Here is a 15361-nt window from a genome sequence, read left to right on the forward strand (position 1 = left end):
GGATGAATAAAAATGGCAATCAGAGTGAACTTGATCACGGGTCGCAGCATCCAGCAGGGGGTGTCGATGGAGGCGGGGAAGGAAAAACCCGCCTACACCGCCGCCTGTGGGATTATCGAACTCGACCCAGTAGATTTTAAAAAATTGGGAGCGTTCCGTAATACGAACGTCCGCGTCACCAGCGACTATGGCAGTGTCGTCGTCAAGGCTGTTGAGGCAACCCAGGGTCCCCACCCCGGTGTAGCATACATACCCATGGGTCCATGGGCGAACATGGTGGTCAACCCGGACACCTACTCAACGGGGATGCCAACCTTTAAAGGTACACCTGTCACGGTGGATATCGCCAAGAACGAACCTGTCCTCAGCTCACTGGAACTGGTGCGCAAGGCATGCAAGGGTGAACAGGCATGACCAAGACTATAACTGATGTTATCTGTCCGTTCTGCGGAACGCTCTGCGACGACCTCGAGGTCGTCGTCAGTGATGATGGAAAGCAGCTGCTCGAAGTATATAATGCATGCGCCATCGGAGCTGAAAAATTCCTCCACTCCCAGGCAAAGGACCGTATTACCCGCCCCCGCATGCGGCAGGAAGATGGATCCTGGAAAGAGATCACCTACGACGAGGCAATCGAGTATACCGCACAGATGCTCGCCAATGCAAAGAAGCCCCTGATGTACGGCTGGAGCTCAACGAATTGTGAAGCCCAGGCTCTCGGGTCTGAGCTTGGTGAGATTGTCGGAGCGGTCATGGACAACACGGCAACCGTCTGCCACGGAACATCCCTCATCGCGGTTCAGGACATTGGTATCCCAACCTGTACGCTAGGTGAGGTCAAGAACCGTGCCGACCGGATCGTCTTCTGGGGCTGCAACCCGGCGCACGCCCACCCGCGGCACATGTCCCGCTACTCGATCTTCCCCCGTGGATTCTTCACCGGCAAGGGCCACAAAGGCCGCAAGGTGATCGTCGTCGACCCGCGCCCCACCGACACCGCAAACGTTGCGGATGTCCACCTCCAGGTTGAGCAGGGACGCGACTACGAGCTCCTCAACGCATTCCGCGTGGCGTTCAAGGGCGAGAAGCTCCCCGACGTCGTCGCAGGGATCCCGAAAGAGAAGATCTACGAGGCTGCCGAGACGCTCAAGAGCGGTCGATTCGTGATCATCTTCTTCGGTATGGGCGTGACCCAGTCGCTCGGGAAGAACCACAACATCGACGAAGCCATCGCAGTCACCCGTGACTTAAACGAGTACACGAAAGCAGCCATCATGCCGATGCGCGGGCACTACAACGTCACCGGCTCCGGCCAGGTCTGGGGCTGGCTGTTTGGGTTCCCCTTTGCTGTGGACCTCTCCCGTGGATACGCCCGCTATAACCCCGGTGAGACGACGGCAAACGATCTGCTCCGCAGGGACGAAGTAGATGCTGTCTTCGTGCTCGGTAGCGACCCCGGTGCACACTTCCCGTTCAGTTCGGTCAAGAAGATCTACGACCGCCCGTCTGTCGCGATCGACCCGCACGAGACCCCGACCACCGAGGTCTGCAAAGTCCATGTCCCGGTCGCCTTTGTGGGCGTCGAGGTCGGCGGATGTGCATACCGGATGGACAACGTGCCGATTGAAACGAGAAAGGTTGTCGAGCCCCCGGAGGGCATGATGACGGACGAAGAATTCCTCAGCCGCGTTCTTGCACGCGTCAAGGAGATCAAGGGGGTATAAGCGTGGCAGAATATCTTATCAAGAATGGATTTGTCTTCGACCCGGTCCTGGGGATTAGAGGAGATAAGGCAGATGTTGCCATCAAGGACGGCAAGATCGTCGAGACCAGCGCGGTCAAGAACCCGAAGGTCATCGACGCCACCGGTAAGACCGTCATGGCCGGCGGTGTCGACATCCACTCGCACGTTGCCGGTCCTAAGGTCAACGTAGGCCGGAACTTCCGCCCCGAAGACAAACTCTTCACATACAAGCCGAGAAATGGCATCGAGCGGATGCAGGGCGGATTTTCAGTCCCGACAACGATCCGAACCGGCTACAACTACGCCCGCATGGGCTACACGACCGTGATGGAAGCGGCCATGCCGCCGCTCTACGCCCGGCACACTCACGAGGAGATACGGGACACGCCTATCCTCGACCAGGGAGCCTACCCGGTCTTCGGGAACAACTGGTTCGTGCTCGAGTATCTCAAGAACCACGAGATCGAGAACACTGCCGCCTACATCGCCTGGCTGCTCCGCGCCACAAAAGGCTACGCAGTCAAGGTCGTCAACCCCGGCGGCACCGAAGCCTGGGCCTGGGGTCTGAACTGTGAGAACATTCACGACCCGGTTCCCTACTTCGACATCACGCCGGCCCAGATCGTGAAGGGACTCATCGAGGCAAACGAGTACCTCGGTCTCCCGCACTCGATGCACGTTCACACAAACAACCTCGGGAACCCCGGCAACTACACAACAACGCTTGATACATTCAAACTCTCGGAGGGCATCAAGCCGAAGAGCAAGTTCGGCCGCGACCAGGTGATGCACCACACCCACGTCCAGTTCCACTCCTACGGAGGCGACTCCTGGGCAAACGTGGAGTCGAAGGCGAAGGAGATCATGGACTACGTGAACTCTCATGACAACATCACCATCGATCTGGGTCAGGTGACGCTCGATGAGACCACGACCATGACCGCCGACGGGCCGTTCGAGCACCACCTCACTGAATTGAACCACTTAAAGTGGGCGAACGCCGATGTCGAGCTCGAGACCGGGTCCGGCGTCGTGCCCTACGTCTACAGCCCGGACATCAAGGTCTGCGCCATCCAGTGGTGTATCGGTCTTGAACTCGCGCTGCTCGCAAAGGATCCCATGCGGGTCTTCATGACCACCGACCACCCGAACGCCGGGCCGTTCATCCGCTACCCGAGGATCATGAAGTGGCTCATGAGCGAGGAGTCGAGGAAGCAGCAGTTCGACGCCTTCAAGTACAAGGACAAGGTCATCGATGCGACCAACCTTGCCGGCATCGACCGCGAACTCGACCTCTACGAGATCGCGCAGATGACCCGTGCAGGACCGGCAAAGGCGCTCGGTCTCGCACACATGTACGGCGGACTTGCGCCAGGCCTCGAAGGAGATGTCGCAGTCTTCGACTTCAACCCGAACGAGCCCTACGCGCCCGACGATATCGAGAAGGCGTTCTCGAACGCAGAGCACCTCTTCAAGTCCGGTGTCCAGATTATCAACAACCACGAGATCGTCTCGAACGGCAATAAGCGGACGCTCTGGGTGAATACCAAGGTCAACGAGAACCCGCAGGTGATGCGTGACGTCAAGGAGAAGTTCCTCCGCTACTACACCGTCACGTTAAACAACTACGAGGTCAGCGGACACTATCTCCCGAACCCGTACGTGATTGAGGTTGATGCTACACAGTGAGGTGCAAGGATGGAGACTGTTACACTCACCATAAAGAACCAGCCCGAACTGTACCTCGAAGCCGAGACCATCTCCCCTGACGCGCTTGCCGGGAAAAAGGTAGAGGAGATCCTCGGTCTCCCGGTCTATGTAGGCCGCGAGCAGCACCGGCTCGGGGACTACTTTGATGTATCCGGCAAACCCGGAGCAACACCTGCTGAGACAAAGATCGTCCTCAACGGTGATCTCTCCCGGGTCAAGTACATCGGCACAAAGATGACCGACGGCGAAATTGTCGTCAACGGCGATGCCGACATGTATGTCGGCGCCTGGATGCAGGGCGGCAAGATCACAGTAAACGGGAACGTCAATGCCTTTGCCGGAACCGGCATGAAGGGCGGAGAGCTCATCATCAAAGGCAACGCCGGAAACTACCTCGGCGCCGCCTACCGTGGAGACTGGCGTGGCATGCAGGGTGGTAAGATCACCGTCACAGGTAACGCCGGAAGCGATGTCGGCACCTTCATGAACGGCGGTGAGATTGTCATCGGTGGAGACGTCGATGTCCATGTTGGCACCCACGCCGAAGGCGGGAAGATCGTTATCAAGGGCAACGCGAAGAGCCGCCTTGGCGGCCAGATGGTAGAAGGCGAGATTTACGTCTTTGGCAAGATCGATGTCATGCTGCCCGGGTTCGTATACCGCGAAGATGTCGATATCGAGGTGGACGGCGTCAAAGGGCGGTTCGCTCTCTACGAGGGGGACATCGGAGAGCGCCACCGAAAGAGAAAAGGCCAGACGATCTATGGTAAGTTATACCAGCGGATCGAAGCCTGAACATCTTTTTTTTGTTACATATTGGAATGTGCCAGCTGCCGGAGAAATAATATAACCGGCAGATAAAGTGTAGCATAAAGTAACACATTTTAAGTATATCATCCATCTTCAGGAAGGTACAATACAACTTGTTATTTCTCTGCGATCTTCCGAATAATGCCAAATAATTAATATTGCACTTTATGTATATATCAGAACATAGACATAAATAGCAATGCTTATATCATCGGAGAGGATTACTATCTCTTTGTCCCACGAGGACGTGCAGTAGTCACCAGCAGACACAGGCAGCGATACTTTTAGCGTTCATTTCACAGTTCTGGATTGTATGCATTTAAGAGGGTAATGGAGGAAGATTATGGCAAAATACAAAGAGACTATTGACCTGTACGATGATGCAGGCAAGCTGTTGAAGAGTGGCGTGCCGCTTGAAAAGATCAGCCCGGTTAGCAACCCGGCGATCAGAAAGATCATCGACCTCACCAAGAGGACGGTTGCGGTCAACCTCGGTGGCATTCAAGAGGGCCTGAAGTCCGGAAAAGTAGCAAAGGGTTACGTTCTCGGCCGTGAGATGAACCTTGATATCGTCGGCAACAAGGACGCAATCATCGGAAAGATCAAGGAGATGGTCCAGGTCGAGGATGGTGACGACACCAACATTCGCGAGTTCAGCGGTGGCAAGCTCATCCTCGTCGAGGTTCCCAGCGCACGCCTGCAGGCTGCATCCACCTACGATGCCGCGATCACGGCAGTCGCAGCCGCGACCACGTTCTCGATCGTCGAGCAGTTCGATATTGGAGCGTTCGACGCACCGATGGTCAAGACGGCAGTCTGGGGCTCGTACCCGCACACGATGGACCTCACTGGTGCCAACGTTACGTCCATTCTGTCGATCCCCCAGAACAACGAAGGTCTCGGCTACGCGCTCCGGAACATCCCGGTCAACCACATCGTCATGATGACCGGCAGGAACGCAATGCAGGGTGCCGCACTCTCGTCCACCTTCGAACAGGCAGGAATGTTTGAGATGGGTAACGCCATCGGACCGTTCGAGCGTGCCCAGCTGCTCGCCTACGCCTACCAGGGCCTGAACGCAAACAACCTGGTCTATGACCTCGTCAAGGCCAACGGTGCGACTGGAACCATCGGTACGGTCGTCCAGAGCCTGGTCGAGCGGGCCATCGAGGACAAGGTCATCACTCCGGGCAAGAAGGGCGGATACTTCCAGTTCTACGACACGAAGGACCCGATGCTCTGGAACGCCTACGCTGCTGCGGGAACTATGGCGGCCACCATGGTCAACTGTGGTGCCGGACGGTTCGCCCAGGCAGTCTCTTCGACGCTCCTGTACTTCAACGACCTGCTTGAGCACGAGACCGGTCTCCCCGGCTGTGACTATGGCCGTGTGATGGGTACCGCCGTCGGATTCTCGTTCTTCAGCCACTCGATCTACGGTGGTGGCGGCCCCGGTATCTTCAACGGTAACCACGTCGTGACCAGGCACGCAGCCGGTGTGGCCATCCCATGTGTGGTCGCCGCGGCAGCGCTCGACGCTGGAACCCAGATGTTCTCGCCGGAGAGCACCTCGAAGATCTATGCCGACACCTACGGCAAGGTCGACGTCTTCAACAAACCGCTCCAGCAGATTGCACAGGGTGTGTAAATAACACAAGGATACTGATGACCGAAGCCATATACCCTCAGGTTCGAATCGTATCTGCGCGATTCCTCAGACCCGATACGGTGGAACACCTCCTGAACAGACTGATTCAGGTCGGCGGGATTCGCCGGATGTCCATTAACGGACCAAGCATTCCGGCCACCATTCCTTATGGTCCGGCACGGGGAAAACCCAACCCCCATCCGGACCGTAAGGTCATCCGTGTCGGAGACCAGGATGTCCAGCTCCGGGTTCAGGTTGGAACAATCATCCTGGAACTCGAGGACGAGTCGTACATTCCGGCAATCGGGGAGGCTGTCGATGAAGTCTTCGCCGATAAGGACTTCTCCTGTACCGTCCAGCAGGGACGGTTCATGAAGTCTCAGCCGACGGTGTCCGACTACGCGAAGTACGGACCTGACGCCGACAGAGAGATACTCGGGCTTGTCGATCCGAGAAGGAAAGACGGTCCAATAATAATTCAGGGAAACAAGTGACATGCCTATCGGAAGAGTTACACAGGTTGTTGATTGCCGCGAGAGCATGGGGATGGGGAAAGGAGGCGGTCTTGCCCAGCGTGGGACCATCTCTGAGGCCAAGTCCCCGGATGTGATCGTGATTGGAATGTCCCCCGGCCGCAGACACGTTACAAAACCGGTCTGCGATATCACCTCCGGCCTTCGGAGGGAGGGGGCGGAGTTCTCCGTGACGACGCTTGTTCTGAACGCAGGCAGCGGAGTCCCGGCGGATTCCCCGGTCGCAGGTCACGTTCTCGGAGCCTATTTCGGGTTGACGGAGAAGGAGATAGCCCAGATCGAGCAGCACAAGGTCGCTATCCTTCACCATGGGAACGTCCGCTCCCATGTAGTGCATAAGGTCCGGTTTATCCTTGAGCACGCGAACATCAAGGCAATCGTCGTCTCCCAGGTCCCGATCGACTTCGAGGATCTCGCAAAAGAGGGGATCAAGACAGCGGTGGTTATGCCGCCGCCAAACCAGGTCAGAACAAAAGGCATAGTGGTGGATATCGTCAGCGGCGTGACACGGGGTCAGACACCTGGTAGGGAAAAATTGGCAGAGGTCGTTCGTGCCGTTATGAAAGTGCTAAAAAGCCCAACATGAGGTGAATGTAAACATGGCATACAAGCCCCAATATGGACCGGGAACATCCATCGTCGCCGAGAACCGGCGCAAGCAGATGGACCCCAACCACAAGCTTGAAAAGATGCGTGATGTGACCGATGAGGACATCGTGCTGATCCTCGGCCACCGCGCCCCCGGATCGGCGTACCCGAGCGCCCACCCGCCGCTCGCCGAGCAGCAGGAGCCCGACTGTCCCATCAGAAAGATTGTAACCCCGACTGACGGTGCGAAGGCAGGCGACCGGATTCGCTACATCCAGTTCGCGGACTCGATGTTCTTTGCTCCCTCGCAGCCGTACCAGCGGACCTACACTGAGTGTTACCGCTTCCGCGGCATCGACCCCGGTACGCTCTCCGGCCGTCAGATCGTCGAGTGCCGTGAGCGTGACCTCGAGAAGTACGCAAAGGAACTCATCGAGACCGAACTCCTCGACCCGGCCCGCACCGGCATCCGTGGTGCGACCGTGCACGGTCACTCGCTCCGTCTTGCCGAGAACGGCATGATGTTCGATATGCTCCAGAGGAGTGTCCTTGGCGAGGACGGAGTCGTCCGCTACGTCAAGAACCAGATCGGCGAGCCTCTCGACCGTGCGGTTGCCGTCGGCAAGCCCATGGACGAGAAGTGGCTCAAGGCCCACACGACGATCTTCCACTCGCTCGGGGGCACTCCATTCCGTGACGACGCCGAATACATCGAGTACGTCCAGCGCATCCACACGCTGCGGACGAAATACGGGTTCCTTCCCAAGGAGTGATTGAATATGGCAAAGATTGAGAGAACCCAGAAGCTGTTCCTGAAGGCACTCAAGGAGAAGTTCCAGGGGCAGGACGTTGAGTCCGAGACCGCCGAGTTCTACAAGTTCAACGGTGTCCGGCAGTCTCCCCGTAAGATGGAGTTCATGAAGGCAAGCCGTGCGATCGAGATGGACCGCGGCATCTCCATGTACGACCCCGAACGCTGCCACCTCGGCGGTATCCCGATGGGCCAGCGCCAGCTGATGACCTACGAGGTCTCCGGCACCGGTGTCTTCGTGGAGGGTGACGACCTGCACTTCGTCAACAACGCTGCGATGCAGCAGATGTGGGACGACATCAGGAGGACTGTCATCGTCAACATGGACCTAGCCCACCAGACCCTGCAGAAGCGTCTGGGCAAGGAAGTTACTCCTGAGACGATCAACGAGTACCTCCACATCTTAAACCACGCGATGCCCGGTGCGGCCGTCGTTCAGGAGCACATGGTCGAGACCCACCCCGGCCTCGTCGACGACTGTTACGTCAAGGTCTTCACCGGCGACCAGGAACTCGCCGATGACCTCGAGCCCCAGTTCGTCATCGATGTCGAGAAACTCTTCCCCGCAAAGCAGGCCGAAGCGCTCTCCGCAGCCGTTGGGAAGTCCCTCTGGCAGGCGATCCACATCCCGACCACGGTCGTCCGGACTTGTGATGGTGGAACGACCTCCCGGTGGTCTGCAATGCAGATCGGTATGTCCTTCATCGCCGCCTACCGCATGTGCGCCGGTGAAGCGGCCGTCGCCGACCTCTCCTACGCCGCAAAGCACGCAGGCGTCATCCAGATGGCCTCCCACCTGCCCGCCCGGCGTGCCCGTGGCCCGAACGAGCCCGGTGGTCTTGCATTCGGTCTCTTCAGCGACATCATCCAGACGAACCGGAAGTATCCGAACGACCCCGCGAAGGCTGCCCTTGAGGTTGTCGGCGCCGGAACCATGCTCTACGACCAGATCTGGCTCGGCTCCTACATGTCCGGTGGTGTCGGATTCACCCAGTACGCAACCGCGGCCTACACCGACAACATCCTCGACGAGTTCACCTACTACGGTATGGACTACATCAAGGACAAGTACAAGGTCGACTGGAAGAACCCGAGCCCGAGCGACAAGGTCAAGCCGACCTACGATGTCGTCAACGACATGGCAACCGAGGTCACCCTCAACGCCATGGAGCAGTACGAGCAGTTCCCGACGATGATGGAGGACCACTTCGGCGGATCCCAGCGTGCCGGTGTCATCGCCGCCGCATCCGGTCTGACGGCCGCGATCGCAACCGGAAACTCCAACGCCGGTCTGAACGGATGGTACCTCTCCATGCTCCTGCACAAGGACGGATGGTCGCGTCTCGGCTTCTTCGGCTACGACCTCCAGGACCAGTGCGGTTCCGCAAACTCACTCTCCATCCGTGGGGACGAGGGTGCGATCGGCGAGGTCCGTGGTCCGAACTACCCGAACTATGCAATGAACGTCGGTCACCAGGGAGAATACGCCGCTATTGTCGGCAGTTCCCACTACGGCCGCGGCGACGCGTGGTGCTTCGACCCGCGGGTGAAGATCTGCTTCGCCGACCCGGCGCTGAAGTTCGACTTCTCCGAACCCCGCCGCGAGTTCGCGAAGGGTGCCATCCGCGAGTTCATGCCTGCCGGCGAGCGTTCGCTCATCATTCCGGCCAGGTAAACCCAAATCAACTTTTTTTTCTTTAGAGTAACCCAAGATGTATAATACGGTCATATCAAGCGATTTTTTACATTTCATTGCGATATCGGCGCAACTTTTCGAAACCTTTAATTAAGTCATAAACAACTGTTAAATGAACCAAAAAGGTTTTGAACTTATACTCCGGTGCCCTGCGCACCGGAGGAGGATGCTGAATGGAAGAGATCGTGTTTGGCATCGGCATTACCGCATTGGCAGGTGCACTTGCAACCGTTGCCGGCGCTGCGGAGGACGTTGAGTCTGATATCGGATCACAGGGTGATCCGAACTCGCAGGTTCAACTGGCCCCGCAGATGGGGTATATTCACCGTATCTTCAACAAGGCAGTTTCCGGTGAACCCCCCGCGTACGGCCTCTGGGTTGCCCTGGGTGCAGGCCTTGCCTGGGCATTCATGACGATGCAGATAAACCCGATACTTGCAATAGTGCTCGGGAGCGCTCTCGCGGTCTTCGTGCAGGGCGTATATGCGACAACCGCATATCTCGGTCGTACTGCAAGTCTCGCCAAGTTCGGACAGCCGGTTTACATCGACATCCTAAAGTCGATGACGACCGTGACCATGGCACACGCGTTTGTGGCAATCTTTACCACGGTCGCGATGTGTTACCTGATGATTGTCGCACTCGGCCACCCCTTCCCGCTCCCGTTGCTGGGTATTGTATGGGGTATTGCGCTTGGTGCGGCCGGATCTGCAACAGGTAACCCGTTCTACGGAAAGGAGCGGCAGTACCAGGAGCAGAAGTTCGGAGCCGGTGTTCCGATCTCCGCATCCGGAAACATCGTCCGCTATGCCGAAGCAGGCCAGCGGAACTCACTTGACAACGGTTTCTTCAGCGCCAAACTCGGCGGTCCCGCATCCGGGATCTGTTTTGGCCTGATCGTCTTCTTCGAACTCTGGCGTACCGTGGTCTTCGAAGAGCTCAACGCCTGGGGACCGGTCATCGTCGGTGTTGTCGTGATCCTGATCTTTGCCATCATCGACCGTTACATCGAGGTCTGGGCAAGGAAGACCTTCGGACCATACACGACTTCTGAGGAGGCATCGTCATGACCGCACTCGGAGGACCTAAACAGACTGCAGGAGTCCAGCCCCCAACTGGGATGGGTCTCGCTATCAGCATTATTCTTATCATCGTAGCGCTTGCGCTCGCCTACTTCCTCGTGCAGATGGCAGGGGTGATCGCTCTCGTCGGCATCATCATCGGCGGCGTCCTGATCGCGTTCGGTGTTCACTTCGTCCCGGTTGGTGGTGCTCCCGCTGCAATGGGACAATCACCAGGCATCGCGACCGGTGTCGCCATGCTCGCTGCGGGTGCCGGTCTTGCCGGCCTCTTCGGTGGCGCATGGGCCGCTCCGTTCGGATTCGGTGTCGCCCTCGCGGGCGGTGCGATCGGTGGTGGCCTCTTGATGGCAATCACCTGTACGATGGTCAACGTCATCTACATCTTCGGCATGGGTATCCCGGCCGCCTCGGGTAAGGTCGAGAAAGACCCGATCACGGGCGACACCTTCCCTGAGTACAAGAGCCAGGGTACCGAGGGACACGGCCTTCCGTTCATCTCCTGGGTCGGCGGTGTCGTCGGCGGTGTGCTCGGAGGTCTTGGCGGAACGCTCATCTACCTTGAGCTCGTCGAGGTTTACCAGACGCAGCTTTCTGCAATCCTGGGCGCAACGGTCGACCAGATCGCGTCCGTCGCCATCTCGCTTGCCGGTATCTTTGCAATCGGCATCTTCCTGATGAACGCCGTACTTGCCGCATACAACATCACCGGTACTATCGAAGGGCCGCATGACCCCAAGTTCAAGCGGTTCCCAAGAGCAGTCATCGCAGCCGCCGTGGCATCCGCTGTTGCGGGTATCTTCGCGATCGGGCTGCTCGAACTGGTGGGGGTATTCTAAATGTCAGTGAAAGTTGAAGTCGGAGCAGGCGGCATCCCGCACAACCGGATCCTGATCTACGGTCTTGTGGGATCGCTTATCCTCATCTACCTGACATACCTGAACACGATCACCGGTACTCAGTACTTCTCATTCTTCGGTGGACTTGCCGCCGTCGCGGCACTCCTCTGGGGTACTGATACGATCAAGCACCTCTGCAGTTACGGTCTCGGTACCGGTGTCCCGTCAGCAGGTATGATCGCGCTCGGATCCGGCGTCATCGCCGCGCTCGTCGGAGCTACGACCGGTATCTTCGCACCCATCGTGACGATCATTGTCGCCGCGATCATCGGCGGGGTTGCCGGGATAATGGCAAACCACATCGTCCGGATGGACATCCCCGTCATGATCGCCTCATTGACCGAACTTGCGATCGTCGGCGCTATGACGGTGCTCGGCCTTGCAGCCATGACCGCCGGGACGTTCCAGTTCCTTGGCCTGATCTCGGGAACAATCGTCATCCTCGGATTCGTCGTAGAGACTTACGAGGCATCTGTCATCGGCGGTAGCATCATTGCCGTCATCTTCATGCTCGGCGCAATTGCCATCCAGCACTCCTTCAACGCCTGTCTCGGACCAGGGGAGAAGCAGGACCGGACACTCATGCTCGCTGCAGAGTGTGGATTCCTCTCCATGATCCCCATCGCGATCATCTCATTCGCGTTCATCGCGTTCCTTCCGGCTCTCATCTCACTGCTGGTCTCGGTCATCGGATGGTTCTACACCTACATGCGGTATATCGAGCTTGCGAAGCGTGACGCTTATGCGTGGCTTGACGCGCAGCCGATCCTCGAACCAGAGGGAGGTGCCTAAATGGCGTACGTTCAGGTGCTGCCCGAGTTCGGACTTGTCGCCGACCCAATGGTCGGTATCGTCACCACCGCCGGTGTCTCGTACACCCCCGTACTTGAGCAGGTGGCGGAACTTGAGAAGATCACCGACGACCTGGTGGGCATGCTCTCCGGAGAGGGCAACTTCCTGGCATCGTTCCCGAACAGGGACGGTGTGCTCAACATCGCCGGAGGCGTGACCGCATTCTGGTACGGCATGGCAGTCGGCCTCCTGGTTGCCGGTGTCGTCGTATTTGGACTGCTGTGAGGTGAAGAACATGGTTGAGAAGAAATCACCGGCCAGCGGATGGCCGATCATTCAGGGCGACTTCCACACGGGAGATCCGCAGAGTTGTGTCGCCGTCGTCACCATGGGATCCCACCTCGACGAACAGGCCATCTGTGATGCCGGAGCGGCAATCGCCGGGTCCTGCAAGACAGAGAACCTCGGTCTTGAGAAGATCATCGCGAACGTCATCTCCAACCCCAACATCAGGTTCATCCTCTGCTGTGGTACGGAGGTCAAGGGACACCTCTCCGGCCAGAGTTTCATGGCTCTGCACGATAACGGTGTCTCCGGCGGTAAGATCGTCGGCGCTCAGGGTGCCATCCCGTTCATCGAGAACCTCTCCGACGAGGCGATCAAGCGCTTCCAGGAACAGGTCGAGATGGTCAACATCATGGAAAGCGAGGACATGGGCACCATCAAGGCCAAGATCAACGAACTCAAGGCCAGAGACCCCGGTGCGTTCGGCGCGGAACCCATGGTCGTCGAGGTCAAGGAAGCCGGTGGTGAAGGCGCAGAAGAAGTTACCGGCGAAGTACAGCCGCTCTCTGGCGAGCTGGCATTGATACACGCACGGATGAAGATCATCGAGCAGATGGTCACCGACATCGGGTACCGCAACAGGTTTGCCGCCGGTGTCTACTCAGGCAAGATTGAGGGTCTCATGATCGGTCTGATCGTCTCGTTCGTGATCCTGGGGTTCATCTTGCTGGGGTGAGATAGATGGCAGAAGAAAACACACAGGCAGGTCCCATCCGGATGGCAGCAATCAACGAGATGATGGGCTCCATCCGTTACAAGGCGCAGATCCTTGCCCGGACAACCAAACTCGAATCGGGAATCATGGGAATGGGGCTCATCGGATTCTCTATCGGATTCCTTGTAGCCCTACTCATGATTGTGATTCCGGCACTGCTGCTGGGGGCGATCTAACATGGTTGAGAAGAAATCACCGGCCAGTGGATGGCCAATCATTCAGGGCGACTTCCACACGGGAGATCCGCAGAGTTGTGTCGCCGTCGTCACCATGGGATCCCACCTCGACGAACAGGCCATCTGTGATGCCGGAGCGGCAATCGCCGGGTCCTGCAAGACAGAGAACCTCGGTCTTGAGAAGATCATCGCGAACGTCATCTCCAACCCCAACATCAGGTTCATCCTCTGCTGTGGTACGGAGGTCAAGGGACACCTCTCCGGCCAGAGTTTCATGGCTCTGCACGATAACGGTGTCTCCGGCGGTAAGATCGTCGGCGCTCAGGGTGCCATCCCGTTCATCGAGAACCTCTCCGACGAGGCGATCAAGCGCTTCCAGGAACAGGTCGAGATGGTCAACATCATGGAAAGCGAGGACATGGGCACCATCAAGGCCAAGATCAACGAACTCAAGGCCAGAGACCCCGGTGCGTTCGGCGCGGAACCCATGGTCGTCGAGGTCAAGGAAGCCGGTGGCGCCGGCGCAGAAGTTGTCGTTGCAGGCGCAAACCCACAGTTCCTTGAGATCGAAGAGAGGCTCAATGCCATCGAGAAGAGGATCGAGTTCGTCGATGCCGAGATTGCCCAGCGCGTCGGAAGGAAGATCGGGCGCGATATCGGCATCCTGTACGGACTGGTCGCAGGTTTGATTGTATTCATGATGTTGTTGGTATTACTGCCCAAATTGATAGGGTACGTATAAAGGAGGATTGACGAATATGTTCAAATTCGAAAAAGAACAGGCGGTACACGATTTCAACGGTATCAAGATCGGTGGACAGCCCGGCGAGTACCCGCGGGTTCTCGGTGCATCGATCTTCTACAACAAGCACGAGACCGTGCTTGATGACCACACTGGCAAGATTGACAAAGCAAAGGCAGAGGCGCTCTGGAACCGCTGCCAGGAACTCTCCGACATCACCGGAGTCCCCCACTTCATCCAGATCATCGCGGAATACGGTGAGGCGTTCGAGAGTTACATCGACTGGTTCTGCAGCATCGATGACAAGACTGCGTTCCTGATGGACTCGTCGGCACCGCCCGCACTTGCACACGCCTGCAAGTACGTTACGGAAGTCGGTGTTGCCGACCGTGCGATCTACAACTCGATCAACGGTTCGATCACGCCGGAGAACATCCAGGCGCTAAAGGAGAGCGACGTCAACGCCGCTATCGTCCTCGCGTTCAACCCCGGTGACCCGACCGTCCGTGGCCGTGAGCAGGTGCTCACCAAGGGAGGCGTTGCCGGACAGGAAAAGAGCATGCTGGCCATCGCTGAGGAATGCGGTATTACCCGCCCGATCCTCGACACCGCAGCAACCCCGCTCGGTCTCGGCTCCGGTGGCTCGTTCCGTGAGATCCTCGCCTGCAAGGCCATCCACGGTCTCCCCACCGGTGGTGCTTACCACAACATGACGGTCTCCTGGACGTGGCTCAAGCGCTGGAGGAAGAACGTCCTCGCCGAGCAGTACAAGGGCAAGGACGTCCTTCTGGAGCAGATGGCTCACCACCACTTCGGTGGCTTTGAGGGCATCCGCCAGGCCGCATGGTCGAGCCCCGACATCGGGTGCAACATCATGGCCGCCACCCTCGGTGCCGACCTGATCATGTACGGGCCCATCGAGAACTGTGAGGGTGCCGCCACTGCTATCGCCTTTGCCGATATCGTGCTCGCAGAGGCAGCCAAGGAGTTCGGTATCGAGCCCAAGACTCCGAACCACCCGCTCTTTAAACTCGTCTAACCCTTTTTTTCAGGACCGTTCGCACCGGGACTGA

At 57.9% G+C, this 15361-nt stretch carries 17 protein-coding genes; all 17 read left to right on the forward strand.

Annotation, left to right across the window (positions count from 1 at the left end; all coding sequences use genetic code 11):
* Positions 1-12 precede the first annotated feature (12 nt).
* The 17 genes from MCUTH_RS06240 (at position 13) to mtrH (ending at position 15327) form a co-directional block, all read left to right on the forward strand.
* Positions 13-414 (forward strand): molybdopterin dinucleotide binding domain-containing protein, encoded by a 402-nt coding sequence (locus MCUTH_RS06240; RefSeq protein ID WP_066957211.1) that lies wholly within the window; start codon positions 13-15, stop codon positions 412-414.
* Complete coding sequence (locus MCUTH_RS06245; RefSeq protein WP_066957213.1) at positions 411-1724, forward strand: formylmethanofuran dehydrogenase subunit B; 1314 nt, start codon at positions 411-413, stop codon at positions 1722-1724. The genes MCUTH_RS06240 and MCUTH_RS06245 overlap by 4 nt, the downstream gene beginning before the upstream one ends.
* Before the next feature lie 2 nt (positions 1725-1726).
* On the forward strand, positions 1727-3433 hold the full coding sequence (locus MCUTH_RS06250; protein ID WP_066957215.1) for a formylmethanofuran dehydrogenase subunit A: 1707 nt from the start codon (positions 1727-1729) through the stop codon (positions 3431-3433).
* A 9-nt stretch (positions 3434-3442) separates the two neighbouring features.
* Entirely contained in the window at positions 3443-4249 is an 807-nt protein-coding gene (locus MCUTH_RS06255; protein WP_066957217.1) for a formylmethanofuran dehydrogenase subunit C, read from the forward strand.
* Positions 4250-4607: 358 nt separating this feature from the next.
* Positions 4608-5912 (forward strand): coenzyme-B sulfoethylthiotransferase subunit beta, encoded by a 1305-nt coding sequence (gene mcrB / locus MCUTH_RS06260; RefSeq protein WP_066957219.1) that lies wholly within the window; start codon positions 4608-4610, stop codon positions 5910-5912.
* A gap of 17 nt (positions 5913-5929) precedes the next feature.
* A complete protein-coding gene (gene mcrD, locus MCUTH_RS06265; protein WP_066957221.1) occupies positions 5930-6406 on the forward strand; it encodes a methyl-coenzyme M reductase operon protein D in 477 nt (158 codons plus the stop codon).
* A 1-nt stretch (position 6407) separates the two neighbouring features.
* Complete coding sequence (gene mcrC, locus MCUTH_RS06270) at positions 6408-7031, forward strand: methyl-coenzyme M reductase I operon protein C (RefSeq protein ID WP_066957223.1); 624 nt, start codon at positions 6408-6410, stop codon at positions 7029-7031.
* Positions 7032-7044: 13 nt separating this feature from the next.
* Entirely contained in the window at positions 7045-7806 is a 762-nt protein-coding gene (mcrG, locus tag MCUTH_RS06275; protein ID WP_066957225.1) for a coenzyme-B sulfoethylthiotransferase subunit gamma, read from the forward strand.
* 6 nt (positions 7807-7812) lie between these two features.
* Positions 7813-9519 carry a coenzyme-B sulfoethylthiotransferase subunit alpha gene (gene mcrA, locus MCUTH_RS06280; RefSeq protein WP_066957227.1) on the forward strand — a complete coding sequence of 569 codons (1707 nt, stop codon included), beginning with the start codon at positions 7813-7815 and terminating at the stop codon, positions 9517-9519.
* 194 nt (positions 9520-9713) lie between these two features.
* On the forward strand, positions 9714-10610 hold the full coding sequence (mtrE, locus tag MCUTH_RS06285; RefSeq protein WP_066957229.1) for a tetrahydromethanopterin S-methyltransferase subunit E: 897 nt from the start codon (positions 9714-9716) through the stop codon (positions 10608-10610).
* Entirely contained in the window at positions 10607-11458 is an 852-nt protein-coding gene (mtrD, locus tag MCUTH_RS06290) for a tetrahydromethanopterin S-methyltransferase subunit D (RefSeq protein ID WP_066957231.1), read from the forward strand. Before mtrE ends, mtrD begins: the two co-directional genes overlap by 4 nt.
* Positions 11459-12310: a tetrahydromethanopterin S-methyltransferase subunit MtrC gene (gene mtrC, locus MCUTH_RS06295; RefSeq protein WP_066957233.1), complete on the forward strand. Its 852-nt coding sequence runs from the start codon at positions 11459-11461 to the stop codon at positions 12308-12310.
* On the forward strand, positions 12311-12595 hold the full coding sequence (mtrB, locus tag MCUTH_RS06300; protein WP_066957235.1) for a tetrahydromethanopterin S-methyltransferase subunit MtrB: 285 nt from the start codon (positions 12311-12313) through the stop codon (positions 12593-12595).
* 10 nt (positions 12596-12605) lie between these two features.
* On the forward strand, positions 12606-13331 hold the full coding sequence (gene mtrA, locus MCUTH_RS06305; RefSeq protein WP_066957237.1) for a tetrahydromethanopterin S-methyltransferase subunit A: 726 nt from the start codon (positions 12606-12608) through the stop codon (positions 13329-13331).
* Positions 13332-13336: 5 nt separating this feature from the next.
* Positions 13337-13546: a tetrahydromethanopterin S-methyltransferase subunit F gene (locus MCUTH_RS06310; RefSeq protein WP_066957239.1), complete on the forward strand. Its 210-nt coding sequence runs from the start codon at positions 13337-13339 to the stop codon at positions 13544-13546.
* Position 13547: 1 nt separating this feature from the next.
* Entirely contained in the window at positions 13548-14288 is a 741-nt protein-coding gene (mtrA, locus tag MCUTH_RS06315; RefSeq protein WP_066957241.1) for a tetrahydromethanopterin S-methyltransferase subunit A, read from the forward strand.
* A gap of 16 nt (positions 14289-14304) precedes the next feature.
* Positions 14305-15327: a tetrahydromethanopterin S-methyltransferase subunit H gene (gene mtrH / locus MCUTH_RS06320; protein WP_066957243.1), complete on the forward strand. Its 1023-nt coding sequence runs from the start codon at positions 14305-14307 to the stop codon at positions 15325-15327.
* The last annotated feature ends 34 nt before the right edge of the window (positions 15328-15361 follow it).

This window comes from Methanoculleus thermophilus, assembly GCF_001571405.1.
GTDB classification, from domain to species: domain Archaea; phylum Halobacteriota; class Methanomicrobia; order Methanomicrobiales; family Methanoculleaceae; genus Methanoculleus; species Methanoculleus thermophilus.